Source organism: Streptococcus sp. 263_SSPC, assembly GCF_001071995.1.
Classification (GTDB): domain Bacteria; phylum Bacillota; class Bacilli; order Lactobacillales; family Aerococcaceae; genus Granulicatella.
The window spans coordinates 25,329-51,486 of record NZ_JVNU01000014.1 but is presented as its reverse complement, the minus strand read 5'-3'; the positions used below and the strand labels follow the sequence as shown (position 1 = coordinate 51,486).

At 39.8% G+C, this 26,158-nt stretch carries 24 protein-coding genes; 5 read left to right on the top strand and 19 right to left on the bottom strand.

The genetic code is table 11. The annotated features are described in order from the left end of the window. The 13 genes from ADH02_RS00930 to hprK form a co-directional block, all read right to left on the bottom strand. Positions 1-4,529: Spy0128 family protein (locus ADH02_RS00930; protein WP_048781824.1), on the bottom strand; the 4,529-nt coding region annotated here is incomplete at its 3' end. A 419-nt stretch (positions 4,530-4,948) separates the two neighbouring features. Beyond that, the gene (locus ADH02_RS00925) at positions 4,949-6,493 is read right to left on the bottom strand and encodes an ABC-F family ATP-binding cassette domain-containing protein (protein ID WP_048781822.1); all 1,545 of its coding nucleotides are present in this window, start codon (positions 6,491-6,493) and stop codon (positions 4,949-4,951) included. A 144-nt stretch (positions 6,494-6,637) separates the two neighbouring features. Continuing rightward, the gene (locus ADH02_RS00920; RefSeq protein WP_048781820.1) at positions 6,638-6,916 is read right to left on the bottom strand and encodes a DUF1648 domain-containing protein; all 279 of its coding nucleotides are present in this window, start codon (positions 6,914-6,916) and stop codon (positions 6,638-6,640) included. Positions 6,917-6,936: 20 nt separating this feature from the next. Further along, on the bottom strand, positions 6,937-8,649 hold the full coding sequence (locus tag ADH02_RS00915; RefSeq protein WP_048781818.1) for an ABC transporter ATP-binding protein: 1,713 nt from the start codon (positions 8,647-8,649) through the stop codon (positions 6,937-6,939). Continuing rightward, a complete protein-coding gene (locus ADH02_RS00910) occupies positions 8,646-10,043 on the bottom strand; it encodes an MATE family efflux transporter (RefSeq protein ID WP_342585577.1) in 1,398 nt (465 codons plus the stop codon). Before ADH02_RS00910 ends, ADH02_RS00915 begins: the two co-directional genes overlap by 4 nt. 792 nt (positions 10,044-10,835) lie before the next feature. Continuing rightward, positions 10,836-10,988: a 50S ribosomal protein L33 gene (rpmG, locus tag ADH02_RS00905; RefSeq protein ID WP_005607156.1), complete on the bottom strand. Its 153-nt coding sequence runs from the start codon at positions 10,986-10,988 to the stop codon at positions 10,836-10,838. 120 nt (positions 10,989-11,108) lie between these two features. Then, positions 11,109-12,134: a branched-chain amino acid aminotransferase gene (locus tag ADH02_RS00900; protein ID WP_048781815.1), complete on the bottom strand. Its 1,026-nt coding sequence runs from the start codon at positions 12,132-12,134 to the stop codon at positions 11,109-11,111. Positions 12,135-12,154: 20 nt separating this feature from the next. After that, the gene (locus ADH02_RS00895; protein WP_048781813.1) at positions 12,155-12,589 is read right to left on the bottom strand and encodes a hypothetical protein; all 435 of its coding nucleotides are present in this window, start codon (positions 12,587-12,589) and stop codon (positions 12,155-12,157) included. A gap of 167 nt (positions 12,590-12,756) precedes the next feature. Continuing rightward, entirely contained in the window at positions 12,757-13,701 is a 945-nt protein-coding gene (gene trxB / locus ADH02_RS00890) for a thioredoxin-disulfide reductase (protein WP_048781812.1), read from the bottom strand. Positions 13,702-13,798: 97 nt separating this feature from the next. Beyond that, positions 13,799-14,692: a UTP--glucose-1-phosphate uridylyltransferase GalU gene (galU, locus tag ADH02_RS00885; RefSeq protein ID WP_048781810.1), complete on the bottom strand. Its 894-nt coding sequence runs from the start codon at positions 14,690-14,692 to the stop codon at positions 13,799-13,801. A 20-nt stretch (positions 14,693-14,712) separates the two neighbouring features. Next, the gene (locus ADH02_RS00880) at positions 14,713-15,732 is read right to left on the bottom strand and encodes an NAD(P)H-dependent glycerol-3-phosphate dehydrogenase (RefSeq protein ID WP_048781808.1); all 1,020 of its coding nucleotides are present in this window, start codon (positions 15,730-15,732) and stop codon (positions 14,713-14,715) included. A gap of 12 nt (positions 15,733-15,744) precedes the next feature. After that, the gene (gene lgt, locus ADH02_RS00875; protein ID WP_048781807.1) at positions 15,745-16,602 is read right to left on the bottom strand and encodes a prolipoprotein diacylglyceryl transferase; all 858 of its coding nucleotides are present in this window, start codon (positions 16,600-16,602) and stop codon (positions 15,745-15,747) included. Between the two features lie 11 nt (positions 16,603-16,613). Then, a complete protein-coding gene (gene hprK, locus ADH02_RS00870; protein ID WP_048781805.1) occupies positions 16,614-17,543 on the bottom strand; it encodes an HPr(Ser) kinase/phosphatase in 930 nt (309 codons plus the stop codon). Between the two features lie 196 nt (positions 17,544-17,739). Between hprK and ADH02_RS00865 the strand changes: the two genes are divergently transcribed. Both ADH02_RS00865 and ADH02_RS00860 read left to right on the top strand, forming a co-directional pair. Beyond that, a complete protein-coding gene (locus ADH02_RS00865; RefSeq protein ID WP_048781803.1) occupies positions 17,740-18,189 on the top strand; it encodes a DUF3290 domain-containing protein in 450 nt (149 codons plus the stop codon). Position 18,190: 1 nt separating this feature from the next. Further along, a complete protein-coding gene (locus tag ADH02_RS00860) occupies positions 18,191-18,823 on the top strand; it encodes a DUF421 domain-containing protein (RefSeq protein WP_048781801.1) in 633 nt (210 codons plus the stop codon). 136 nt (positions 18,824-18,959) lie between these two features. Here the strand turns inward: ADH02_RS00860 and ADH02_RS00855 are convergent, their stop codons facing one another. From ADH02_RS00855 to ADH02_RS00840, 4 genes are all read right to left on the bottom strand, one after another. After that, complete coding sequence (locus ADH02_RS00855) at positions 18,960-19,919, bottom strand: ketopantoate reductase family protein (RefSeq protein WP_048781799.1); 960 nt, start codon at positions 19,917-19,919, stop codon at positions 18,960-18,962. Between the two features lie 78 nt (positions 19,920-19,997). Next, entirely contained in the window at positions 19,998-20,336 is a 339-nt protein-coding gene (locus ADH02_RS00850; RefSeq protein ID WP_053091388.1) for a phage holin family protein, read from the bottom strand. Further along, on the bottom strand, positions 20,336-20,635 hold the full coding sequence (locus ADH02_RS00845) for a PspC domain-containing protein (RefSeq protein ID WP_048712081.1): 300 nt from the start codon (positions 20,633-20,635) through the stop codon (positions 20,336-20,338). The genes ADH02_RS00850 and ADH02_RS00845 overlap by 1 nt, the downstream gene beginning before the upstream one ends. 5 nt (positions 20,636-20,640) lie before the next feature. After that, the gene (locus tag ADH02_RS00840; RefSeq protein ID WP_048781797.1) at positions 20,641-22,077 is read right to left on the bottom strand and encodes a DUF4097 family beta strand repeat-containing protein; all 1,437 of its coding nucleotides are present in this window, start codon (positions 22,075-22,077) and stop codon (positions 20,641-20,643) included. Between the two features lie 216 nt (positions 22,078-22,293). Here ADH02_RS00840 and ADH02_RS00835 point away from each other — a divergent pair, with 216 nt between their 5' ends. The 3 genes from ADH02_RS00835 to rsmI are packed head-to-tail and all read left to right on the top strand — an operon-like array spanning position 22,294 to position 24,243. Beyond that, positions 22,294-23,058 carry a tRNA1(Val) (adenine(37)-N6)-methyltransferase gene (locus ADH02_RS00835; protein ID WP_048781795.1) on the top strand — a complete coding sequence of 255 codons (765 nt, stop codon included), beginning with the start codon at positions 22,294-22,296 and terminating at the stop codon, positions 23,056-23,058. Beyond that, complete coding sequence (locus ADH02_RS00830) at positions 23,055-23,378, top strand: GIY-YIG nuclease family protein (protein ID WP_048781793.1); 324 nt, start codon at positions 23,055-23,057, stop codon at positions 23,376-23,378. Before ADH02_RS00835 ends, ADH02_RS00830 begins: the two co-directional genes overlap by 4 nt. Next, complete coding sequence (rsmI, locus tag ADH02_RS00825; RefSeq protein ID WP_048781792.1) at positions 23,353-24,243, top strand: 16S rRNA (cytidine(1402)-2'-O)-methyltransferase; 891 nt, start codon at positions 23,353-23,355, stop codon at positions 24,241-24,243. The genes ADH02_RS00830 and rsmI overlap by 26 nt, the downstream gene beginning before the upstream one ends. Positions 24,244-24,521: 278 nt before the next feature. On the opposite strand, the gene ADH02_RS00820 is transcribed toward rsmI, so the two are convergent. Together ADH02_RS00820 and ADH02_RS00815 are read right to left on the bottom strand one after the other, a co-directional pair. Beyond that, complete coding sequence (locus tag ADH02_RS00820; protein ID WP_048781790.1) at positions 24,522-25,307, bottom strand: sulfite exporter TauE/SafE family protein; 786 nt, start codon at positions 25,305-25,307, stop codon at positions 24,522-24,524. Next, entirely contained in the window at positions 25,307-26,158 is an 852-nt protein-coding gene (locus tag ADH02_RS00815; RefSeq protein WP_048781789.1) for a formylglycine-generating enzyme family protein, read from the bottom strand. The genes ADH02_RS00820 and ADH02_RS00815 overlap by 1 nt, the downstream gene beginning before the upstream one ends.

Here is a 26,158-nt window from a genome sequence, read left to right as displayed (position 1 = left end):
CCACGTTTAACAGTCTTCGTATTTAAGTTTTCTGCTTCGTTGTTATCAGTCTTATCAGCATATGGATTTGCGTTTGTTTCAGCAACTTTGTCTGTAAATTCTTTATCGTCATCCACTAACTTGTCACCAGTGATGTCATATTTTTCTTCAGTTACAATATATTTCTCTGGTTTGAAGTCTGGAGCATCTGGAGGAGTTACTACGTTGTTGAACTCTTTATCAGGAGCATCTGTTAGTTTTGTGATTAATGCTTTAGCAGTTCCGTCATATTTCACTTCAACAGTAACTTCAGCTTTCATCTTATCGTAAGTCACTGTTGCGTCAGATCCAGCAACCTCTTCGATAGTGTATTTGTATGTTCCAGCTTGGTTTTTGTTGAATTCTAAAGCTTTGAACTTAACGTTTCCGTCTTTATCGTTCTTCACCGTTTCGATTTCAGTACCTTCTGCATCTTTCAATACAAAGCTGAACTCTTCTTCTTTCAACTCACGACCTTGTAATTTCTTAGCGAAGTTAAATTCTACTTCAACTGGAATGTTTACAACACGTTTTTGAGTTGGTTTTTCTGGAGTCTTAACAGTCTTAGAAGTTGGGTCATATTGGTTTACTACTTGAACCGCAGTATTTTCAATATCGGCACCAGGTGTTACATCTTCTTTAACAGTTGCTACGATATCAAATTTATAGTAGCGACCGAATGCAAATTTAGTTGTATCTAATACTTGAGTATCTTCAGCATCGCCTAAAGATTTTTGTAATGAAGCTTTAGATGTTGCTTTTACAACGCCATCTTCAACTGTGATGTCGAATTTATCAGTTACATCTTCACCTGTTACGCTGTCATAAGCTTTCACGTTCGCAGCATCCACTGTTAATTTAGCTTCATCGTAATCGTCAGTAATACCAACTGATTGGACGTAGTCTTTGTTGTTAGCGTCAAATTTAGTTGTATCTAACCATACTTGGTACACTAATTTTTCGCCACGTTTAACAGTCTTCGTATTTAAGTTTTCTGCTTCGTTGTTGCTTGCATCATCAACATATGGGTTCGCATTTGTATCTGCAACTTTATCTGTTAACTCTTTATCGTCATCCACTAGTTTATCGCCAGTTATATCGAATTTTTCTTTGTTTACGATGAATTTCTCTGGTTTGAACTCTGGAGTTTCTGGAGGAGTTACAGTGTTGTTGAACTCTTTATCTTCGATTTCTGAAACTGTTCGTTTAAGAACTTTAGCAGTTCCATCGTAGTTCACTGTAATTGTTACTTCAGCTTTCATTGTATCGTAAGTAACAGTTGCGTCAGATCCAGCAGCCTCTTCGATTGTATATTTGTGAGTTCCCACTTGATCTTTAGTGAATTCAAGTGATTTGAATTTCACGTTTCCGTCAGCATCGTTCTTCACAGTTTCGATTTCAGTACCTTCTGCATCTTTCAATACAAAGGTGAATTCTTGGTCTTTCAACGTACGACCTTCAAGTTTCTTCGTGAAGTTGAAGTCCACAGAAACTGGAATATTCACAACACGTTTTTGCGTTGGTTTTTCTGGTTTTTCAACAGTCTTGTTGTATGGATCGTATACGTGAACGATTTGGCTCGCTGTATTTTCGATATCGATACCATCTTTAACAGTTGTTTTGATAGTTGCAGCGATATCAAATTTATAGTAACGGCCGAATTCGAATTTAGTTGTGTCGATGACGCTGTTTTCATTTACAAATTCTGCTTTAGAAGTTGCACTGATTTTACCGTCTTCTACTTTAATATCGAATTTAGAAGTTACATCTGCACCAGTTACGCTATCGTAAACTTTAATTCCATCTGTAGTCACATCTAATTTGTCTTCTTCGTAATCGTCAGTGATTCCAACATATTGGATATTTTGGTCTGCAGTGAATTTAGTTGTATCTAACCATACTTGGTAATAGAATTTGTCACCTTTTTTAAGTGTCTTACCATTGATGTTTTCTGCTTCGTTGTTTGTTGATTTGTCAGCATATGGGTTTGCATTTGTTTCTGCTACTTCATCTGTTAACTCATTATCATCGTCCATTAGTTTGTCGCCAGTGATATCGAATTTTTCTTTATTCACAACGAATTTCTCTGGTTTGAACTCTGGAGTTGTTGGCGGTGGAGTTACTTTGTTGTTGAACTCTTTGTCATCCGCGCCAGTAGCGTTTCCGCCTTCTGAAGCATAAGTTGTTACTGTTGTTAAAACGTGGCCAGATTTAGACACTGTAACAGTAATATTCGCTTTCATTGTATCGTAGTCCATACGATCTTCTTTTGTCGCTGGGATTACTTCTTCAACAGTATATTTGTGAACGCCCACTTTAGTCTTGTCATAGTTTAATGCTGTAAATGTAACGTTACCGTCTGCATCGTTTTTCACAGTTTCGATTTCGTTACCTTCTGCATCTTTCAATACAAAGCTAAACTCTTGGTCTTTCAATGGACGACCTTCTAATTTCTTAGTGAAGTCGAATTTCGTTGATACTGGAGGTACTACAAAGTTGTTGAACTCTTGGTCGTCAGCTTTAGAAGTTTCGCCACCTTCTGCTGAGTAAGTTACTTTAGTTTTCAATACGCCAGCAGCGTCTTGAGTAACTTCAACTGTCATAGTGATTTCCATTGCATCGTAATCAACGTTCGCATCAGAACCTGCTTTTTCTGTAATCTTGTACTTGTAAGTACCCACTTTATTGAATGTCAATTCGCTGAATGAAACTTTACCGTCAGCATTTTGAACTGTTTCTTCATATCCATCTGCAGAAGATTTTTGTTCTTTAATTGTAAAGCTGAATTCGCCGTCTACTAAGTTACGACCTTCTAACGTTTTCTTGAATTCAGGTTTCACTTTAACTGGTTCTACTTTTTCATAGTAGTAAACAGGTTGTTTGAAAGGAGTTAGTGTATTTAATAAGTCAACGTTTGTACCAATTCCTCCAACACCACGTTCTAATTGACTATTTGGAGAACCGTGTCCGATTCTATCTCCTAAGAATGGTACGAAGACAGTTTTATATGGTGTATATCCTGCTGCTTTTTGGAAATCAAAACCAACTTCAATCCCATTAGGATGGTTAACACCGTCGGTACCTGTAAATGCAATTGTATTTAAAGTACTCTTAACTTTAGCTAATTCTTCAGTGTTTGCATTTCCTGGTTTAATTGGCTGTGTTTCAGCAATCAACATATATCCATCAGTACTCAAAGTACCATCTGAACGTTTAGATTGTTGTTTAGGGTCAAGTAAGTACACACGAATAACAACTGTTCCATCTTCATCCACTACTTCTTTAATACGTTTTATGCCATAACGGTCTGCGTCCATGAATTTTGTTCCGACTTTATAAGGAGAACTTACATATCCTGAAGTAGTTGTCGAATCAGCAGTTTGGTATAAGCGATATCCATCAAATTGACGAACACCAGAAGCATTGAAATTTTGTCCTTCCATTGCTTTCATCTTATAACTTGCTAATTCTTCTTCTTTTCCACTTTCTTTATACGATTGTGTAGATGTTTCTGTACGTCCAGCCTGATAGGTTGGGTTTGATTTGTCCACAATTTTATATAAAGTTGTATTGTTAACTACTTGTGGAATAAGCGCATTTGTATCCGTAATGGTACGTCCGTTATATGCAGGCTCTGTCGCATTGAAAATATCAGTACTTGTGCGAGCATTATACACATCTTGATAAATTTTCATCTTAGCTTCGTTTTCAGGTGTTCGACCTTCTAAGTCCGGATATGTTTGAATAACTGGATCAATATCGTAATGGAATTGGATAAACTTGCTAGCATCTCGTCCTATTTTACCTGGGTTAGTTCCATAAACAACATACAATGTTAATTCACCATTTGATGCTTGTTTTGTCTTTTGGAAAGATTGTTTACCACTAGTTTCAGTAATTTGTACTGTTTCGATTACTGAACCAGTATTTTTATCCACTAATTCAACAGTAACATTGTTTGAATCACTAAAAGGTTTATAAGCACGTGTATAGTAATTTGTATTGTATCGTGCATTATATTTTGTTAAATCTAAAATGTGGAAAGTATAATTTGAATCTGCTTTTTTAAAGCTTGCATCCGGAACATCTTGAGATTTTACAGTTGCCCCATTAGGATTTGACATATCTGGAGTTGCTGTTTCGCCATCTTTAAGAGTTGTTTCAACATCTACTGGAGAGTTGTCGCTTCCTTGTGAAGCCGCACGACGAGAACGTGTTCTTGAAGTTTCCTCTGCTGCCGTTGCTGCTGTTGTTGTTTCTTCTGTAGCCGCTAGAGCTGCAGTTGTTTCTTCTGTAGCCGAAGGTGCTGCAGTTGTTTCAGCCTCAGTAGTTGCCTCAGCGGTTGTTGTCGGCGCAGCCGCTGTCGTTGTTGCTTCAGCTGCTGTAGCAGATACTTCTTCTGCTGCTACTGCGTTTGTAGCAAAAATCGTTGTTCCTAATAAGACTGAGCACACGCCAATCGTCAATTTACGTAATGAGAAACGTTGGCGCTTGCTAAAGATATCTTTCATTTGGACACTTCCTTTTCTTTTTTATTTTGTTTGTTTTTTCACACAAACGGTTACTAACTCGAAAAGACGAAACAGATTTCATACTTTCTACACAATTCACACACTATATAAAATTTGCTAAAATCTTTTCTACAGCGCATATTCTACTGTATATTAATTATAAATACAACGCTATATCAATTTAACTATTATATATAAAGTATTATTTTTTTCAGGAATTTCATATTTTCTATGTTTTTCACGAAAAATATTCGAAACCAAAAAATGTTACAGAAACCTCATAGGAACAGCGTTTTTCGAACGTAATCTGAATTTCCTGTCGCTTTTAAGCGCACAAAAAGAGCGCTCAAGAATAATTCGAGCGCCCTTTTGTAAGCGGTTGTATCAACTTTCTTCCCTAAAAGTGAAGAATTTAATTTTTATGCGAATTTTGAGAAATCCCAAATATCTGTCACTAATCCTTCGTAAAATTCAGGTTCGTGACACACCATTAATATACTTCCTTTATATTCTTGTAATGCACGTTTTAGCTCCTCTTTGGCATCTACATCCAAGTGGTTTGTTGGTTCGTCGAGCACGAGTACGTTTGATTCTTCGTTCATCAATTTACAGAAGCGCACCTTTGCTTGCTCTCCCCCACTTAGCACTTGCACTTGACTCTCGATATGTTTACTGGTTAATCCACAACGAGCGAGTGCTGCACGTACTTCTGGTTGTGTCATGGATGGGAATGTATCCCAGATTTCTTCTAGGGCTGTCTTACGATTGCCTTTTGGTGTTTCTTGTTCGAAATACCCAAGGTCGATATAGTCGCCACGCGTTACTTTTCCATTCAACGGCTTAATAATCCCTAATAAGCTCTTGAGTAGTGTCGTTTTACCGATACCATTCGCACCGACAATCGCAATCTTTTGGCCACGTTCCATTTCAAGATTCACATGTCCTGTTAATGGACGGTCGTATCCAATCACTAAATCTTCGGCTTGGAAAATGTAACGACCAGGAGCTCTAGAAGTCTTGAACTCGAATTTTGGTTTTGGCTTCTCACTGGCTAATTCGATAACTTCCATCTTATCCAGCTTCTTCTGACGTGACATCGCCATATTACGCGTTGCCACGCGCGCCTTATTACGGTTCACGAAATCCTTCAAGTCCGCAATCTCTTTTTGCTGGCGGTTATACGCCGCCTCTAGTTGCGCTTTCTTCATCGCATACACTTCTTGGAACTGATCATAGTCCCCCACATAACGGTTCAGCTCTTGATTGTCCATATGGTAAATCAAGTTCACGACGCTGTTTAAGAATGGAATATCATGCGAAATCAGAATAAATGCATTTTCGTATTCTTGTAAGTAATGTTTTAACCATTCGATATGCTCTACGTCCAGGTAGTTTGTCGGCTCGTCGAGTAATAAAATATCTGGTTTTTCTAATAATAGTTTTGCCAGTAATACTTTCGTACGTTGACCACCACTGAGTTCACTCACATCGCTATCCATCCCAAAGGCTGCAACACCTAACGCACGAGCTACTTCATCGATTTTCGCATCGAGAATATAGAAGTCGTGGCTATCTAATCGCTCTTGTAACTCGCCCACTTCTTCTAGCATCGCGTTCATTTCGTCTTCGTTTGCGTCACCCATTGCCATATACAACTCATTAATACGAGCTTCTGCAACAAATAAATCGTCGAAGGCTTTTTGAAGGACACTGCGAACCGTCATTCCTGGTTCAAGCACCGTATGTTGGTCCAAGTATCCTACCTTTACATTTTTCGACCATTCGATTTTCCCTTCGTCGGGTTGTAATTGACCTGTCACGATATTCATGAAGGTGGATTTCCCTTCACCGTTTGCTCCAACGAGTCCGATGTGCTCCCCTTTTAATAGACGGAAGCTCACATCATTGAAGATGGCTCTTTCACCGAATCCGTGTGTTAATTTTTCTACATTTAAAATACTCATCAACGTTCTCCTTAAGTTTTCTCTGGGTCATTGTATCATAGTTTGCTCTAATGTCAAAAAGGCTGAGCGACGAGGATAAAAAAGGACCCACAATGTGAGTCCAAAAACCGTTTTTCTTTAGAAATTGAAAATTTCGTTCTTCCTTTAAAGATTGGCTATGATGGTGATAATTGCAACAAGAATACCTACAATTGCCAATAGCAGATATTGCTTTTCTTTTACTTCACTCACCATATAGGCAATACTCCCTCCAATTGTTAGCACAAGAGGAAATAGAAGAGCTAAGAGTTTAGGTTCTTGTCTGGACGGATTTCCTGAAAAATCAATTTGTACCGTAACCAAATCAGGTAATGCTATATAGCTATATACCGCTAGAAAAATCGCAATCACAATCATAATTCCAGCAATCCATTTTTTATTCACTATCACCGTCTCCTTTTAACCTAATTAAATTGTGCTTTGTATAAAGCTGCATACGCACCATTTTTTGCGAGCAATTCTTCATGAGTGCCGTCTTCTGTCAGTCCCTCTTCAGTGACTACAATAATACGGTCTGCATTTTTAATCGTAGCAAGACGGTGAGCAATAATAAAGGTCGTTCTACCTTCTGCCAACTCGTCAAACGATTGTTGAATAAACTTCTCGGTTTGCGTATCGAGCGCGCTCGTTGCTTCGTCCAAGATTAAAATAGAAGGATTCTTCAAGAAAATACGAGCAATTGAGAGGCGTTGTTTTTGTCCGCCTGACAATTTCACACCGCGTTCTCCGATATGCGTATCCACGCCATCTTCTAAATCTTCAATGACTTCTTTCAGTTTCGCTTGCTCGATGGCACGATCTACTTCCTCATCTGTCGCATCGAGTCTACCGTACAATACATTCTCGCGAATCGTTCCATTAAAGAGGAATACATCTTGTTGCACGATACCGATTTGACGACGAAGCGATTGTAAGGTGAAACGGTTGATGTTGGTTCCATCAATCAGAATTTCCCCTTCTTTTAAATCATAGAAACGAGGCAATAAGTTCACGAGCGTTGTTTTCCCAACTCCACTTGGTCCAACAAAGGCAACGGTTTGCCCTGGTTCCACCGTCAAGTTGATATGTTCCAACACCTTCTTATCTTCTTCGTATCCGAATCCGACATTTTTATATTCCACACGTCCTTCAAACGCTGGAGCCGGAATCGCATCGGGTGCGTCTTCAATATCGATTTCGACATTCATTAATTCTTTGAAACGACGGAATCCCGCGAACCCTTTTGGATACAATTCAATCATCGAGTTCATCTTATTAATCGGTCCTACGAATACATTGGACAGCAAGATGTAGCCGACTAATTCTCCAGCCGTTAAATCACCAATGACCGTGAAGTACGCCCCAACGATTAAGCTGAAGAGATTAATACTGCGCATTAATAAATAGTTGAAACTGCTGCTTGTCCCCATCGTGCGATAGAACGCAATTTTATTCGAGCGATATTCTTGAATGAGGTCTTCGAAGAGTTGTTGCTCGTGGCTTTCGTTGGCAAAGGCCTTCACCACACGCATTCCGCTCAGTACATTTTCAAGTCCTGCCGTATAGTTGGCAAGCCCTTTGTAGATGTTTCGATTGATACGAGACATGCGACGGTTAAATACTGCCAGCGCGACCGCAATAATCGGTACGAAGAAAATCGTCAATAACGCAAGCGTTGGATGCACTTGATACATCAACACAAACGAACCGATTAAGGTCATCACGGCGATAAAGAACTCTTCAGGTCCGTGGTGCGCCAACTCACTAATATCGAATAAGTCACTCGACAAGCGGCTCATCAATTCACCGATTTTCATATTATCGAAGAACGAGAAGGATTGTTTTTGAACCTTTGCGAATAACTCACGGCGCATATCCGTTTCGATGTTAATCCCTAAAATATGTCCCATGTACACCACGATAAAGTTCAAAGTTGTCGAGAAGGCATACAGCGCAAGTAGCCCTGCCCCCACGAGTATAATTTGTTGTAAGTTTTGAGACGGTACGATGTTATCGATGACACTTCTCACCATTACTGGAAAGGCAAGTTCGAGAATGGCCACGATTACCGCACAGGTAAAATCGAGTAAGAATAATTTTTTATACGGTTTGTAATAATGAATAAAATCTTTAATCATGACTGTTCTCCTTTCGCATAATGTAATGTGCTCCAGTCTTTTGTCTTATAGACGATGTGTCCATAAAGAACCGTTAACGCGTTTGATAATAACATGGCAATCCATACACCGGTTGCCCCGAGTGCTGTAAAGGCTCCAAGCACCCAAATAATTGGCAGGCGTAATACCCAAAGACGTCCCACTGACATATTCATCGAGTATTTCGTCACGCCACATCCTTGGAAGAATCCGTTGTACGCCGAGAACATTCCCATGAAGAAAATGATAAAGGCGGTATAGTTCAAATACTCAACGGCATTTGCCCAAAGAACGGCATCGCTTCTATCTTTAATGAAGACTCCAAGAATCGGAGACTGGAAGAAGAAGACGATGATACAGCCAACAGTTGAAATCATGAGCACCCATAGTAGCGCTCGTCTAAAGATGGCATGCGCACGGTCGTAGAGTCCTGCCCCCATGTTTTGTCCGATAATGGCTGTTAACGCCGCACCGATTCCCATCTGTGGTTGCGTTAATAAATCCGAGATACGGTTTACCATTGAATACGCAGCCAGTACCGATGTTCCATAAGACTGAATCAGTCCATTTAAGACGGTGAATCCTAATGCCGCACCGCCATAACCAAACGCAGATGGCCAAGCGACTTTAAGAATTTCTTTCATCACTTCTTTGTCAATTTTGACATGTCTTAAGTAGATTTGAATATCCGATTCCTTACGAACGGCATGAATCGCAAGCGCTAATAATAGTACTTTTGCAATAACAGTCGCCCATCCTGCCCCCTCAATTCCCCAGTTCAACCCAGTGAGGCCGACAAAAGGAATCGTCGCAAAAATGAAGATTGGATCTAGAATAACGTTAGCAATCGAAGAAGCCGCACTGATCATCGTAATCGTACGCGTTCTCCCTTGCGCATTTAGCAAGGACTGATATCCGAAGTAGCAGAAATCAAAGAACAACCCAATAAAGTTAATCTTCAAGTATGCTACAGATTTTGCCAAGAAGGTCCCCTCTGCTCCCATCCACTTCACGAATAGAGGTGCAAGGAAATATCCAAGTACGGACAGCACAAACCCAAAGAAATACGTTAATACCATCGCATTCCCTGCATAACGCTTCGCATCTCTATATTTTCCTGCTCCAAAATACTGAGCAACAAGCGCCGTCGCTCCGACACTAATCCCCATTCCAAGCGAAATAAATAAGAAATTCAGCGGCCAAATAAACGCGGTTGCCGCAAAGTCTTCTGCAGAAAGTTGCGCCACATATAACCCGTCTGTCAAATTGTATAAAGTTCGAATTAAATTATTAATCATTAACGGAGTCGCAATCGTTAAAATCACCCGATTAATGTGCCCCGTCGTAATAAAATTTTGTTTTTCCAAAATAATCACCTGTTCTAGTATACATGATATCCCCACTGCTGTGAACACATACCATGAACAAATCCACTTTTCTGTACTTTTAAAGATCGAAGGAGGCTCGCTCTTTGGCCATGGGATTTCTTCATAATAGCGGTAATAGGACACCGGTTCGAGTCAAAGTCTCTCACCTCTAAAACTCAAAGTGGGAGTAAGGAAAACTTCCTAACTCCCGCTAATTCGCTTTTAGCGCTATCCCCTATTACTGCTATTATAGAATCCCATGTCCCCTCGCGAGCCTCTTTGCATTTTTATAAGGTAGAAAAAGTCCCCTGCTCTGTCTCTCCACACCAGATTGGATAAATAAACTACTTCCTATTATTTTGCAAAACAAAATTTCAAAGCACGTGATTTTAAGTAGCACCTCATTCTGTCATTAGCCCGTACGAAGCACCCACTACCTCGCTTCCGCCCCTCCGAGACAAAATTTCTAAACACATTGTTCAAAGAAACAAAAAATGCGAAATCCGAAATGTTAGGCACTACCCAACCTTTTTATGCAAGCAGGTCTGAAGAATCATTTGGTCCATAGTAGCAACAATAGCGAGTGTAATCGATGCGAATTAGCAGTAGTTAGGAATTTATTCCTTACTACTGCTTTGAGGCTCGATAGGCTGTGAGACCTAAGGCTCACGCCGGTACAGCTATTGTAGCAACTATAGAGACCCAAATGATTCATAAAAGACCTGCGGTCTTTTTACCAAAGCACAAAATACAAAATAAAAAGAGTTAGGCACCAGCCTAACTCTTCCGAATTTCTCAAAATTATTTTTTAGTTTCTTTGAAGACAACGTGTTTACGTAATTTTGGAGAATATTTTTTTAATTCTAAACGCTCTGGATTGTTACGTTTGTTTTTGCTTGTTAAGTATAAACGTTCACCTGTTTCAGCACATTCTAATAAAATGTTGATACGCATGGATGACACCTCTCATTCAATTTATTTCATTAACTCATTGAGTTTCATACTGGTATATATTAACAAATGCAGTTCGCTTTGTCAATTCAGATTACCACTGATTTTTTTAAAAATTTATTCTTATAAAACTTTTTGAATCCAACCTTCTGGAGCCTCTACATCTCCGTATTGGATGCCCACTAATTCATCGTATAAACGACGTGTTACAGGACCAACTTCTGTTTCAGAATAGAACACATGGAAGTCGTCTCCGTTTTGAATTCCACCTACTGGAGAAATAACTGCGGCTGTACCACAAGCTCCTGCTTCTGCGAAGATATCTAATTGGTCTACATATACATCGCCTTCTTTAACAGTCATACCTAAACGGTGTTCTGCTAACCAAAGCAATGAGTATTTTGTAATACTTGGTAAGATAGATGGAGAGTAAGGTGTGATGAATTGATTATCTTTAGTAATCCCAAAGAAGTTCGCAGCCCCTACTTCTTCAATTTTTGTATGTGTCAATGGATCTAGGTAAATACAGTCACTGAAATGACGTTCTTTGGCTTCTTTACCAGGAAGTAAGCTTGCCGCATAGTTCCCGCCGACTTTAGCAGCCCCTGTACCTACGTGTGCTGCACGGTCATATTCAGAAACGATGAAGTTTGTTGGTGTTAATCCACCTTTGAAATAAGCTCCTACTGGCATTACGAAGATTGAGAAAATATATTCTGTTGCAGGGCGAACCGCTACATTGTTTCCTACCCCAATCATAAACGGACGGATATATAAGCTTCCGCCAGTTCCGTATGGTGGTAACCATTGTTCGTTTGCTTTTACCACTTTTTTCACGGCTTCAATAAAGCGTTCTTCTGGGAACTCAGGCATGAGTAAGCGACGGCATGAACGAGCCATACGAGCAGCATTTTGGTCAACACGGAATAAGTTGATGCTACCATCTTTACAACGGTATGCTTTTAACCCTTCGAAACATTGTTGCCCGTAGTGAAGTGCAGTTGCAGCTTCGTCTACTTTTAATACATTATCTTCAATCAAAGCCCCTTCGTCCCACTGGCCATCTTTGTAATAGCTGATGAAACGTAAGTCTGTTTTAATGTAATCGAATCCTAAGTTATTCCAATCTAAATTTACTGTGTTTGTCATATAATCCCTGCTTTCTTAGATTACTCTACTGATTTATATTCCCCAGATGTTGTATCCATTTCTTCTAACTTTTTATCATTTGCATGATAGCGGAAGAATCCATAAGTTGAGGTGTTTGAATTCTCAATATGACGGACTTGCACGTCAACGGAGTCATTCGTTTGTGCCTGAATGATAATCTCATAGTTCTCGCCTAAAACGACATTTTTGCGTTTTTCGATTTCTGCAATGGCTTCACGCGCTAAATTATTCGCATTACGTGTTGTATCACTTGTTGTCTCCTGCGCGGTCGTTGTTGGTTGGGCCGTAGTAGACTCTCCTGCTTCTGCTTTGTTTTTTGAAATTTGAACAACGGGAGCCGAGTTATCAGCGGTTTGCTCTGGTCTACGAGAACAAGCCATTAACGCCAGTACAAAAACTGCGATTCCTAATCCTTTTAAGACTTTGCGATTCATTCATTCACCACCTTCGTTATTTTTCTTATTCTATCACAATTTTTATAAAAAGTATTTTATACTGCGAATTTGTAATGATAATGAAAAATTTTATATAAATTTGGTTCTTTTCATTTTAAAAACAAAAAAACTCTAATGCAACACGAGTCACACTAGAGTTTCTTCAATTATTTAGCTAATTTTTCTTTGATTTCTTCGACATAGTTATAAACCATGTGTCCTGCTTGTCCGCCATCCCCAACAGCTGTTGTGATTTGACGCAATGTTTTTTGACGAACATCGCCAACCGCAAAGATTCCAGGAATAGAAGTTTCCATTTGCTCGTTTGTCACGATCCAACCTTCAGCATCTGAGATGTTTAAGTCTTTAAATGGATCAGAAACTGGTAAAAGTCCCACATAGATGAAGACTCCATCCGCATCATGAGTAGTTACTTCGCCAGTATTCACATCTTTTACGCGAACACCTGTAATTTTAGAACCGTCTCCAACGAATTCTTCTACGACTGAATTCCATAAGAAGTCGATTTTTTCATTGGCAAATGCGCGGTCTTGCAATACTTTTTGCGCACGTAAGTGGTCACGACGGTGAACAATCGTTACGTTCTTCCCGAATTGTGTTAAATACGTTCCTTCTTCAACGGCTGAGTCTCCTCCACCGATGACGAAGATTTTCTTGTCTTTGAAGAATGCTCCATCACAAACTGCACAGTAAGAAACACCACGTCCAGCGTACTCTTCTTCCCCTGGAACTTCTAATTTACGGTGATATGAACCAGTAGCGATGACCACTGCATAAGCATAATATGTTTTCTTGCCTGCAGTAATGACTTTAAGGTCGCCCTCTAATTCAATTTTAGAAACTTGGCCGTATGCATATTCTGCGCCGAATTGCATCGCACCTTTATACATATTGTCGGCTAATTCTGGGCCAGAAATCGTAGGGAAACCAGGATAGTTTTCTACATCTGAAGTGTTTAATAATTCTCCACCAGGAACACCTTTTTCGAGGATTAATGTTTTTAAATTTGCACGAGAAGTATAAAGCGCTGCGGTCATCCCACCAGGGCCACTTCCGATAATGACTACATCATAAATTGTTCTTTCTTCCATCAGAGATTCTCCTTTTGTATAAACTAAGAGCGCTGAGACATAGTCCAACGCTCCTCTTCATTTTTTAGTTTAAGATACTCCCTTTAAAACGGCAACTTTATTGCTCATCCAAAGTTCCTTCGAGTTTTTTACCTAATTCAATGACGTACTGTTTTAGGCTATCTTTGATTTCTGGATGTTCCAAACCGAATTCAATACTTGTCTTCATGAATCCAAACTTGTCACCCACATCGAAACGCTCACCCTTGAATTGTTTCGCAAACACTCTTTGTGTAAGGTTCAATGTGTCGATGGCATCTGTTAATTGAATTTCGCCACCCGCACCTGGTTCTTGTTTTTCCAAAATCTCAAAGATTTCAGGCGTTAATAAGTAACGACCGATAATCGCTAAGTTACTTGGCGCATCTTCAGGTTTTGGTTTTTCTACGAAACGACGTACATTATATAATCCCTCTTCTACTTGGCTTTCAGGATCGATAATTCCGTATTTATACGTTTCTTCGTGTGGAACTTCCATTACGGCAATATTTGAAGCATGTGTTTTTTCATAGCCTTCAATCAATTGTTTTGTTAAAGGCACTTCATCACGCATAATATCGTCCCCAAGCATAATCACGAATGGCTCGCCACCCACGAATGCTTTTGCCTGAAGAACCGCGTCTCCAAGACCTTTTGGATAAGATTGACGCACAAAGTATAAGTTAATTCCTGTTGTTTCTTGAACGAGTTCTAATAACTCTGTTTTTCCTTTGGCTTCAAGATTTGATTCTAATTCGATGTTTGAGTCGAAATGGTCTTCGATTGGACGTTTACTCTTACCAGTAACGATTAAGATATCCTCGATTCCTGATGCTAAAGCTTCCTCAACGATATATTGAATCGTTGGTTTATCTACGATTGGCAACATTTCTTTTGCCATCGCCTTTGTTGCTGGTAGGAAACGAGTTCCAAGTCCTGCTGCTGGAATTACGGCTTTTCTAACTTTTGTCATGTGTCTTCCTCCGTTTTGGTTTATTGGTGTTCTTTAATCGATGCTTCTGATTTAAATTCACGACCCATTAATCGTTGAATCTCTTCGCGAACATCATGTCCTTTATATAAAACATTGTAAACAGCAGTTGTAATTGGCATTTCGATATTCTTCTCTTGTGCCAAAGCGTAGACGGCTTTACACGTTTCTACCCCTTCTACAACCATTCCCATATTTTCCAAAATCGTTGGAAGCGGAACGCCTTTCCCGATTTGGTCCCCACATCTCCAGTTACGAGAATGAATACTCGTACATGTTACGATTAAATCGCCCACACCACTGAGTCCAATAAAGGTCAGTGGATCTGCGCCAAAAGCAATTCCTAGGCGACTAATTTCTGATAATCCTCTTGTCATTAACGCAGCTTTTGCATTGTCCCCATAGCCTAAACCATGAAGAGCCCCTGCTCCAACCGCAATAACGTTTTTAAGTGCAGCTCCCATTTCCACTCCGACACAGTCCGTATTTGTATAAACACGGAAGAAAGAATTACTGAAAAGAGTTTGCACGTATTTAGCAGATTCCAAGTTTTCGCACGCTGCAGTGATAGTTGTGATGTCACGACGAGCCACTTCTTCGGCATGACTTGGTCCAGATAACACCACGATATCTTCGTAGCTGTCACGGTCCAACTCTTCAGCTAAAATTTCTGAAATACGTTTAAACGTTTCTTGTTCTAACCCTTTACTTGCATGAATAATCATCGGTTTATTTTCTAGTAATCCATTTAATTGTTTGGCTACTAAACGAATGACTTTTGTTGGGAGTACGAATAAGACCGCATCCACACCCTTCACGGCTTCGGTTAAATCTAAATAGCCTCGAATTGCTGGGTCCAGAAACACCCCTGGAAGGTAATGTTCATTCGTATGACGCTCATTAATTTCTTGAATTTGAGCTTCGTTATTTCCCCATAAGCGAGCTTCATGATGGTTTTCTGCGAGCACCATTGCCAGTGCTGTCCCCCATGAACCTGCTCCTAAAATAGCTACTTTTGTCATAGTTGTTCTCCTTTACGCTTTTCCAAACAATACTGGAGATTGTGGATCGTCAATCGATACATAATCTGGCACGGCTGGAACTCTACGTCTTCTCACCACGATAATAGCGATGCCTAATAAGAATAACACAATTGAGACTAATTGCGAAATTCGGATAATACCAAACATCCAGAGGCTATCTGTACGCATTCCTTCAATAAAGAAGCGCCCAAATGAATACCATAATAAGTATCCTGACATGATTTCTCCGACTTTTACGCCTTTACGTCTGCGTAAGTAGAATAAAATTAATACGCCGACAAAAGACCAAAGTGATTCATATAAGAAAGTTGGATGGTAATAAACACCATCAATATGCATTTGCTCAATAATAAAAGTTGGTAAATGCAAGCCTTCTAGGAATGCACGCGTTACAGCTTCTCCATGCGCTTCTTGGTTTGTGAAGTTTCCCCAGCGCCCAATCGCTTGTGCGAGTAAAACGACAGGTGCCAAGATGTCTAAGAGTAATGCAAACGATACTTTTTCTTTTTTCGCAAACCAGTAGACAGTTGCTGCACCGGCAATGACACCACCGTAGATGGCTATTCCTCCATGCCAAATTTGGATGATTTCACCAGGATTTGCTAAGTAGTACTGCCATTCAAATAGAATGTAGTACAAGCGAGCTCCGACAAAGCCAAGTGGCACTGCCCAGAATACTAAATCAATGATAAATTCTTTTCGATACCCTTTACGAGTGGCTTCTTTATCCGCCAATGTTGTTGCTAAGTAAATTGCAAAAGCAATAATAATCCCATACCAACGCACTTGTAATCCACCGATTTCAAACGCAATCGGATTAATGGCCGAAACCATTTCTAAAACATTCATGTAACTAACCTCTAAACTTCTTTATTTTCTGCAATTAATTGTGTTAAACGATTCGTGAAGCTTTCTGTTGCATCGAATCCCATTTTCTTCGCACGGAAATTCATACATGCCACTTCTAAGATAATCGAAACGTTACGACCAGTCTTCACTGGGATGCGGATTTTCGGAACCTCAACACCCAACAATTCAACATTTTCCATATATCCACCTAAACGGTCATATCTCTTATCAGGTGTCCAGTTTTCAAGATGAACCACTAAATCGACTTGTTTTTGATCCAGAATTGCCCCTGCACCAAAGAGCGTCATCACATCCACAATACCAACACCGCGGATTTCGATTAAGTTGTTCAAGATTTCTGGTGCTTCCCCGATTAATGTTAATTCATCGTATTGATACAATTCTACTCGGTCATCCGCAACAAGACGGTGTCCTTTTTGCACAAGCTCTAACGCAGTTTCAGATTTACCGACGCCACTTTCACCTGTAATCAACAGACCAATTCCGAATACATCGAGTAATACACCGTGTACCGAAGAACGCTCCGCCAATCTTCCTTCTAAGAAGTTTGTGACACTACTTGATACTTGTGTTGTCTTCGAAGTTGCTTGTAAGATTGGAATTTGCGCTTTTGCAGCAGCTTCCACTAATTCTTTTGGCGGTTCTAGTTTTCTTGAAATAATAAAACATGGTGTCTCTTGTTTACAAAGACGTTCCATCACTTCTAATCGAATCCCTTCATCCATGGATGCCACAAAAGAAGTTTCTGTACGACCTAATAACTGGATACGTTCTGCTGGATAGAAATTTAAAAATCCTGCTAATTCTAATCCCGGTCTTGAAATTTCACTTGTAACGATTGGACGGTCAAGATACTCCTCTCCATAAATTGGTTTTAAATGAATATTCTTGATTAATTCTCTAACCGTAACACTTTTCATATTATCCCTCATTTCTTTATACCCTTCTACTATACCATATTTGAGCGCTTTCTTGTATGCTTTTAGAATTTATTAAACTTCTGTTCATTCTGCCGAATAATCTAAAAAATATTTTTTTAAAAAAATTGAGCAACCTACTTGAATATTTTATAGAATTTTATATAATAGCCTAAGTTTCTGAATAGGAGGAAAAAACATGATATTTTATTCATATGAATTTTTAAGAAGTAAAGTTCAACAAATTGATTATATTCAATTAGGACTAATACTCTTCGTCATTGCCGTTTTAGCAATTGCCTTATATCGTTATTTTAAAAATAAACAAGATACAAAATTTCGCGAATTAGCATTAATCGCCGTCATTGGTATCTTAATTCTTGCTGGTTCTAAGATTGCTGACTTACAGTCTTCTAAAAATTCAGAAAATCAATATTCTGGAGCCCTTCGCTTCGTTGAAACGATCGCTCAAGATTTACATGTTAATAAAGAAGATGTCTATATTAATACTGAAGCCGCAAAGGATGGAGCCATCGTCAAAGTTGGCGATCAATTCTATCGAGTATTAACAGGAGATAGCCCGGAACATTACCTACTCGAAAAAATGGAATTGCAAAATCCAAAAGTTACGATTAAGGAGGCTGAATAAGTTGAACCTTTCATATATCGATGTCGCAATCAAACTTGCACTTGGACTATTATCATTAATTGTTGTAATCAACTACACTGGGAAAGGAAACCTCGCCCCTACATCTGCAAGTGACCAAATACAAAACTATGTACTCGGGGGAATTCTCGGGGGTGTGATTTATAATCCATCCATTACCATCTTACAATACTGCATCATCTTATTAATTTGGTTTGCGTTAGTACTAACCCTTCGCTGGGTAAAAACAAATAATCGTACAGTGAAGAAGATGCTTGACGGTGAACCTTTACAATTAATTAAACATGGGAAAATTGATGTTGAAAATGTGCGTTTAGCTGGTCTAACGGCTCAAGAAGTTGCTTTTAAATTACGTTCACAAGGAGTCTTCTCTATTCGCGATGTAAAAAGTGCAATTTTAGAGCAAAATGGTCAACTCATCCTGACAAAATCTGGAGAAGAAAATCCAAAATATCCAATCATTACAGATGGTGTCATTCAACAAAATATACTTGATGTTATCGATAAAACAGAAGATTGGGTTACTGAACAACTTGCTGCCCAAGGTATTCAAGATGTTTCAGAAGTATTCCTTGCAGAATACAATAGCGGCCAATTAATGGTTGTGAAATACTAATTAAAACTAAAAGATTCCGTAAAAATTTACGGAATCTTTTTTGCTAAATTTACTACTATCATATAACGTAAAATAGGCACCTTTAGTAAGATTTAAATTAATGTCTCAACTCTTACTAAAGGTGCACTATTTAGAATCATATTGTTGAAATTCCTATCCCAGTCAAATTAGACTCCATCAAAGGCATATTCACACCTAATTCACGGCCAGTCTGATAAACACTTTCACAGCAATAAAGAATATCCTGTTTGTCATTATGAAGAGTCATAATTTTTCTTGTTAACTCATTCTTAGCAAACATCACTTTCATCGCTCTACTAGCAATCCAAATAGGAATTTTGTACGGTAATATTTCTGACTTATACAGCTTCAAATTCACACCACGAGCTTCGACAACTTTAAGAGCTTCTCGAATAGTTTTAATTGCTAAAGATAATTCTGAAGAATTGTTCATCAAATTCAAAGCTAATTGTTGCGGATCTTCTAAATTTCCTGAACGAGCAGCAGTCGATGTAACACCAGAATTAATCGCCATGTGAATCCAAATCCACTCAATCATGTCATGGGGAATCTCACACTTCAAATCTGCAGAAGTGAAAAGAGATATTAATTCCGCATAATTTGGAATCTGTGCGTTTCTCTCACTTTCCAGCATCAGATGTTCAAACAAGACACCTTCCAGATGGCCCGTCTCCATATATCCTCCTGCTGTTGGAAATGCGATGATATAGTTATATCCATCCGCCCACTCTTCAACTTCTTCTCTAGTGTTCCAGAAATTACAGAAAAAAACTAATGTACCTCTGATATCATTTTCTTTCAAGGTTTTCACGGCTTCTTTTATCAGACCGTTACGTACACTTAGAAAGATAAAATCATATTCTGTGCCTGGATTAGCGATTTGAACAGTATAAGTATCCTGCTTAACTTCTCCTTTAGAGTTATAGCGTCCATCCAACAAATCGACAGTTAAACTATCTGGCGCTTCTTTACGTTTTGCTTCTCTTAAGATATGTTCGACTTGATGACCAGCTTTTTGAAAAGCATAGGCATATGTTGTCCCTATAACTCCAAGCCCCAATATAGCTATTTTCATCTTTAAGTTAATTCCTTTCCTAAATTCAAATACACTATCGATCCATCGTTAAATAAAATCGGGTATCTTTCAACTGCTTTAGTCTACTAGATTTTCAACAAAGCGTTGGAAAATCGTTAACAGAACGCTCACCACTAAGGTAATGAGTGGACTCGCAAATGAGAATCCAGGTCCTACAAACCATGATGTTAAGCTTAACATCATCGCATTTAACACAAAGCTAAAGCATCCAAACGTTACAATTGTGACTGGCAATGTTAAAAGGAATAAAATCGGTTTAACAAATAGGTTTAGTACCGCGAGAACGATACTTGCAACAAGCGCTGCTACCCAGTTTGTAACGTAAAATTGTGGAACAAACCACGCAATTACCAAGAACCCTAATGTGTTAATGGCAATTTTTTTAGTAATTGACACTAAAAATCACTCCAATCGTCGTCATCATCTTCCTCTACGCGGCGCGCTGTTTTACGCGGGCGAGAGCTTCCAGAAGTGTAATAGTAAGTATTTCTGCGTCTATTGTCACGATAATACCCAGTGCTTTCTTCTGGAATAATGATAGCAAGTAAGATGTAAAGGATGATAGGGAAACCTGAGAAACTACAAATGATAAACAGCACACGTACAATTGTTGGATCTACATCGAAGTATTCTGCAATACCGCCCATAACCCCACAAACAACTCTGTTCTTTCTTGAGCGTCTTAATTTTTTCATTTTGTTTATCCTTCTTTCTTGCTACTTGTATCTGATTGTAGCTGATTTACTTGAATATTTCCAGTTGTGGTTTCTGCGACTACTCGCGGCATTGAGTCTTTATGCTTACGAATCAATGCACTTCTTTCTGCTAAATCCTTCGTTTGTCGAATCACTTCAAAGACTGTTTCATCAAAGTGAATCGAACCAAGTGACGTTTCAATTTCGGCTTCCAGTCCGACTTCTTCAGCAACTTCGATTTTAATATTGCCGTTTACTGTTTCCACATCGACTTTTTTCGTTTCAGGATGTGCCACTGCTACTTTAATATTCCCTGTCACCGCTTCTAGTTTTGTACCAAGGAACTTACCATCGAGATGGATATTTCCGTTTACCGTTTCAGACACGATATCTTTGAATTCGAGGTGTTCGTATTTAAGGTTGCCGTTTACAGTTTCTGCTTCAAGAAGAACCCCTTTGACATCCTTCAAGCGAATATCTCCATTATCCACTTCGAAGTAATAATCTTTTCCTTCTAATTCCTTCAAATGAAGTGTTGTATTCAATCCTTTGATGGCTACATAATCATACACTTTTTGCGGAAGGGAAATGGTCCAGTCGCAGTATACGCGCTTGCTGACACTCTTGATGACAATCTTATCGTCGTCCACGCCAACCTTCACACGGTCACGAACAAATCCTTCCGCATCGAAGAACTCTTCGTCTTGTGAAGCCACGCGGCAATTCCCTTCAATCGTCATTGTGTTACCAGGAACAGTCTTCACACGAACAATTCCGTTGGCCACTTTGAAATCGAGAATACTCGCATCATCAATCACTTGATGGAAATGATACGGTACTTTTTTGCCGTTTTTGGCTTCTAAGTAAGGCATGTTCACTTCTGTATTTTGAATAACTGATCCCACCGCTGTCACAATTGAGTCTGCGAATTTTGCAGCCCATGAAGAGATATTTCCCGCTGTTCTACGAGTTTTATCTTCCCAGTCAGTGTCTTGCACTTTCTTCTTCGCTTTCTTAAAGCTTTCTTCCCATTCTTGTTTCTTTTCAGCTTTTACTTTTGCATCGGCTTGTTTCTTTTCTTGTAACAAACTCTTATATTGGTTATTTAATTGCTCCGCTTCTTCTTGCAAGCGAACAAGTTCCATTTCTTCATCAACGGTTAACGAATCCAATTGCTCAGCCGTTCTGATTTCATCGATGCGTCGATCAATTTCTTTTGTACGTTTTAAGACCGCTTGAATCGATTCATCTGTTTGGTCGCTTTGAGCTGAGAATTTTGTAAATACACTCGCTACACCTTCTAATACAGAATCGACTTGGCTTGAAGTTGGTTGTTCTTTCGCGCTAGCCTTCTCACCCATTTTTTCGAGTAGGACCACTGCTTCCTCTGCTGAAATAATTCCTTTATCTACTAATTCTAAAATTCTATCTTTTTGATTCATTTTCGTTTCCCCCTTAAATCGGTTCGTTCTTGATTACATTCTTAGTGTACCGAACTTCCAAAACGAAAACATAGGTCCTAAGGTTGATTTTTATCCCAAACTTCTCTAAACCTAAAGTTGTATTTTGCAGTTTCTCCCCTTTTCCACTCTATATCTTGCGTGACTTTCCATTTGTTGTTACACTTTGAGTACAGTAATAGTAGGAGTTGGAAAGTAATGACAAAAAAGGAAGTCCCATTGAAATCGCATGAGCGACTCGATCGACTCGAAAAAGAAAATATCGATATCATTCAAAGTCGTGAGGTCTTCTCCTTTTCGCTGGATGCCGTCCTTTTAGCCGACTTTGCCAATATCGCCGAGCGTAGAAAAGCTACAATCGTGGACCTTTGCTCTGGTAACGGTGCGGTGGCATTTTTACTCAGCCATAAAACCAAAAATCACATTACCGCAGTTGAAATCCAAGAACAGCTCTGGGACATGGCGATGCGCACGACCCAACTCAATAACTTAGAAGACCGCATCACGTTTATTAATCAGGATATCCGTCAGTTAAAAGGCATCATCCCGAAAGATTCGGTCGACTTTATCACGTGCAATCCACCTTACTTCAAGGTAAAGGAAACCAATCAAACTAATTTGAAAGAAGCCTACACAATTGCCCGTCATGAAGTGCATTTGCCACTCGAAGATTTACTCGAGACGATTTCTGGCCTTTTGAAGATGAAAGGAAAAGCCTATCTCGTACATAGACCCGACCGCCTCACGGATATTTTAACCGAGGCAAGAAAGCATCGACTCGAAGCGAAACGAGTTCAATTTGTCTATCCAAAAGAAGGCAAAGAAAGCAACATCGTCCTCATCGAATTAATGAAGGACGGACTTCCAGGAGGCCTTAAGGTATTGCCACCGATTACGGTTTTAGACGAGCATCAAGAATATACGAAGAAGATTAGAAGCATCCTCTGGGGGGACGAATCATGAGCCAGTTTTTTATGTACGTCCTTCTCTGCAAGGATCAAACCTTTTACACCGGTTATACGGTCGATTTGGAAAAACGAATCGCCACGCATAATGCCGGAAAAGGTGCTAAATATACAAGGGTGAGAACTCCCGTCACTCTCCTTTACGCTAAAGAATTTGCCACCAAGCAAGAAGCGATGAAGGCGGAAGCGGCGTTCAAGAAATTCTCTCGCCCGAAAAAAGAAACATTTTTACAGACGATTGGCGCAAGTGTCGACCGTCCTGTCATTATTTATTTAGAAGGAGAACAACCTCATGAGACAACAGAGTTATCGGACTGAAGGTACAGGAAAACTATTCCTTGTTCCTACACCGATTGGTAACTTAGAAGATATGACTTTCCGCGCGGTTAATACTCTACGCGAAGTGGATTTAATCCTAGCCGAAGATACGCGTCATACGCAAAAGTTACTCAACCATTTTGAAATCGAGACTCCGCAAAAGAGTTTCCATGAACATAATACTCAGGAGAGAATCCCTCAAGTCATCGAGTGGTTGCAAGAAGGAAAAACCATCGCACAAGTGAGCGACGCTGGTACACCTTCCATTAGTGACCCAGGTTTTGAACTCGTGCAAGCCTGCGTTGAAGTCGGTATCCCAGTGGTTCCTCTTCCAGGAGCGAATGCGGGAATTACGGCTCTTATCGCAAGCGGCCTTGTCCCTCAACCGTTCTATTTCTACGGTTTCTTACCACGAAAGAAAAAAGAAAAAATAGAAGCCCTCGAGCAATTACGCACACATAGCGAGACTGTGATTTTATACGAATCACCATTCCGATTGAAAGATACTTTCTCGGCGATTCAAACTGTATATGGCGAACAACAATCTGTTGTGTTGTGCCGTGAATTGACGAAAACTTACGAAGAGTTTATTCGCGGAACAGCAGCAGAACTCGTTGCCCTTGTAAACGAGGAAGAATTAAAAGGCGAATGCTGCATCTTGATTGGAACTAAAAATCCAGACGAAGTGACAACTGATCTAGCCGGTGCGTTAGAAGAAAATACGCCAGACGCTTCACTTTCGATTGCGGAACAAGTCGAATGGTTTATGGAGCATCAAAACCTTACGCAAAAAGATGCGATAAAAGCCGTCGCAAAACATCTTGGTTTGAAGAAGCAAGAAGTCTACAAAGAAATCCATGCATAATAATTTATCTGTTGATTATTTCAAATCCTTACGGATTTCTTCATAATAGCTGTAACGGGATACCGGTTCGAGCCGAAGTCTCTCACCTTCAAAGCCTCAAAAACAGGAGTAAGGAATACATTCCTAACTCCCGTTAATTCGTTTTGATATCATTCCCCATTACCGCTATTATAGAATCCGTAAGATTTTCCATAATCAACGAGCTTTGAATTTTATGATGGTTTCCTCTACGATAAAACACAAACAGAAACACCCAAGCAAGCTGCTTGGGTGTTTGTTTATACTCCGATAAATTTAAATACATTGAAGGCAGTCATAAATACTAAAATAGCCATCAATCCTAGATAGAGTTTTTCAACGGCTTCGTGCGTGAGTTTCGATTGGATTTTTGTTCCAATCCAACCACCGAGTACCGCAAAAATCGCAATCGCTAAAATCACGAGACTGACATTGTTGTATTTTTCAAAGTCACGAATGACAGTACCCATCTTAATAATCTGTGCAAAGAAAATCATTAAAATCGAATACGCTGCTGCGTCTTTGGCTTTCATCGAGAAGAAGTAAACCAAAAGTGCAATATTCAGCGGTCCTCCGCCAATGCCGAGATAGACAGAAATCATACCGACTGTTAATCCAATCGTCACAATCGCCACCAGATTCGTTACTTCTAGCGTTCGAATACTTTCCTTATTGAGCGTGAATAGAATAATGCCAGCGAGTAATAAAAACAGAATAACGGATTGTGTCGCACTGACTGCCTGACTGCCCCAACTATCTACGGCCTGAAGGAAAATCACATCTCCGATTTTACCACCGATAATCGACCCGAACGCCAGACCTAAAGCGATTTGTTTTTGGACATGAAAGCCCTGCTTACTTCTTTTATAAATCGAAACAAGACACATCGTAAACACGGCCACAGTCGAGTACACACTAATCATGCTCGTGGTATCGATGCCCACAAAATCAAAGGCTGGCTTGATAATAATGCCCCCACCTAAACCAGTAATCGCACCAATCATCGTCGCGCCAAGGACGATGATACTATAAATAATAATATGCATTAGCGGCCTCCAACATTACGGACACATCTAAATCCTAAATGGCTCGAGGTTGAGTCCCACAATGCGCCATTACGAGCGGCAACGCGATACCTGTTGCAGTATGAGCAATGGCATAAGAAGGAGCCTCCACGAATCGCATATTCGTATTCAAAATTAATCGGGCGAGAAGCGTCTTCTTCGATTTCTTCAAACGGAATTCCGCGATGATTACAACACCATTCCCAGACATTCCCAATCATTTGATAGAGACCAAATCCGTTTGGCTCGAAGCTCTTCACGGGTGCCGTTCCTAAAAAACCGTCCGCTTTTGTATTTGTATTAGGGAAATCTCCTTGCCACGTATTGGCATGAAACTCTCCGTCTTCTTCGAGGTCATCTCCCCATGGAAACTGCGTGGTTGTCCCGCCACGCGCTGCGTATTCCCATTGCGTTTCTGTCGGCAATTTCACCTTTGCCCAATCGCAGTAAGCTAATGCATCTTGCAAGGAAACATGCACCACTGGATGGTCCATCACCTCTTCAATCGAAGACTGGGGTCCTGTTGGGTGATTCCAGCAAGCACCTGGCACTAGAAGCCACCATGGCGACCCTGATACATAGGCATACTCTGCTCTTTTTTCTGGCTCAACCAATAGGTGAAACACATACGAATCTCCTATCGTTTCTGCTGTTGTTGTATAACCTGTCGCATCTACAAATGCTTTAAACTCACGATTCGTCACGGTCGTATCCGCGATTTCAAACGCGAGCACCTTTTTCATCACTGGTGGTGCCTCATGGTCTTCGATAAAGCCTTGGCCATGTGCATCTCCCATTTGAAAGATGCCAGATTTTAAAGGCACAAAATTCAT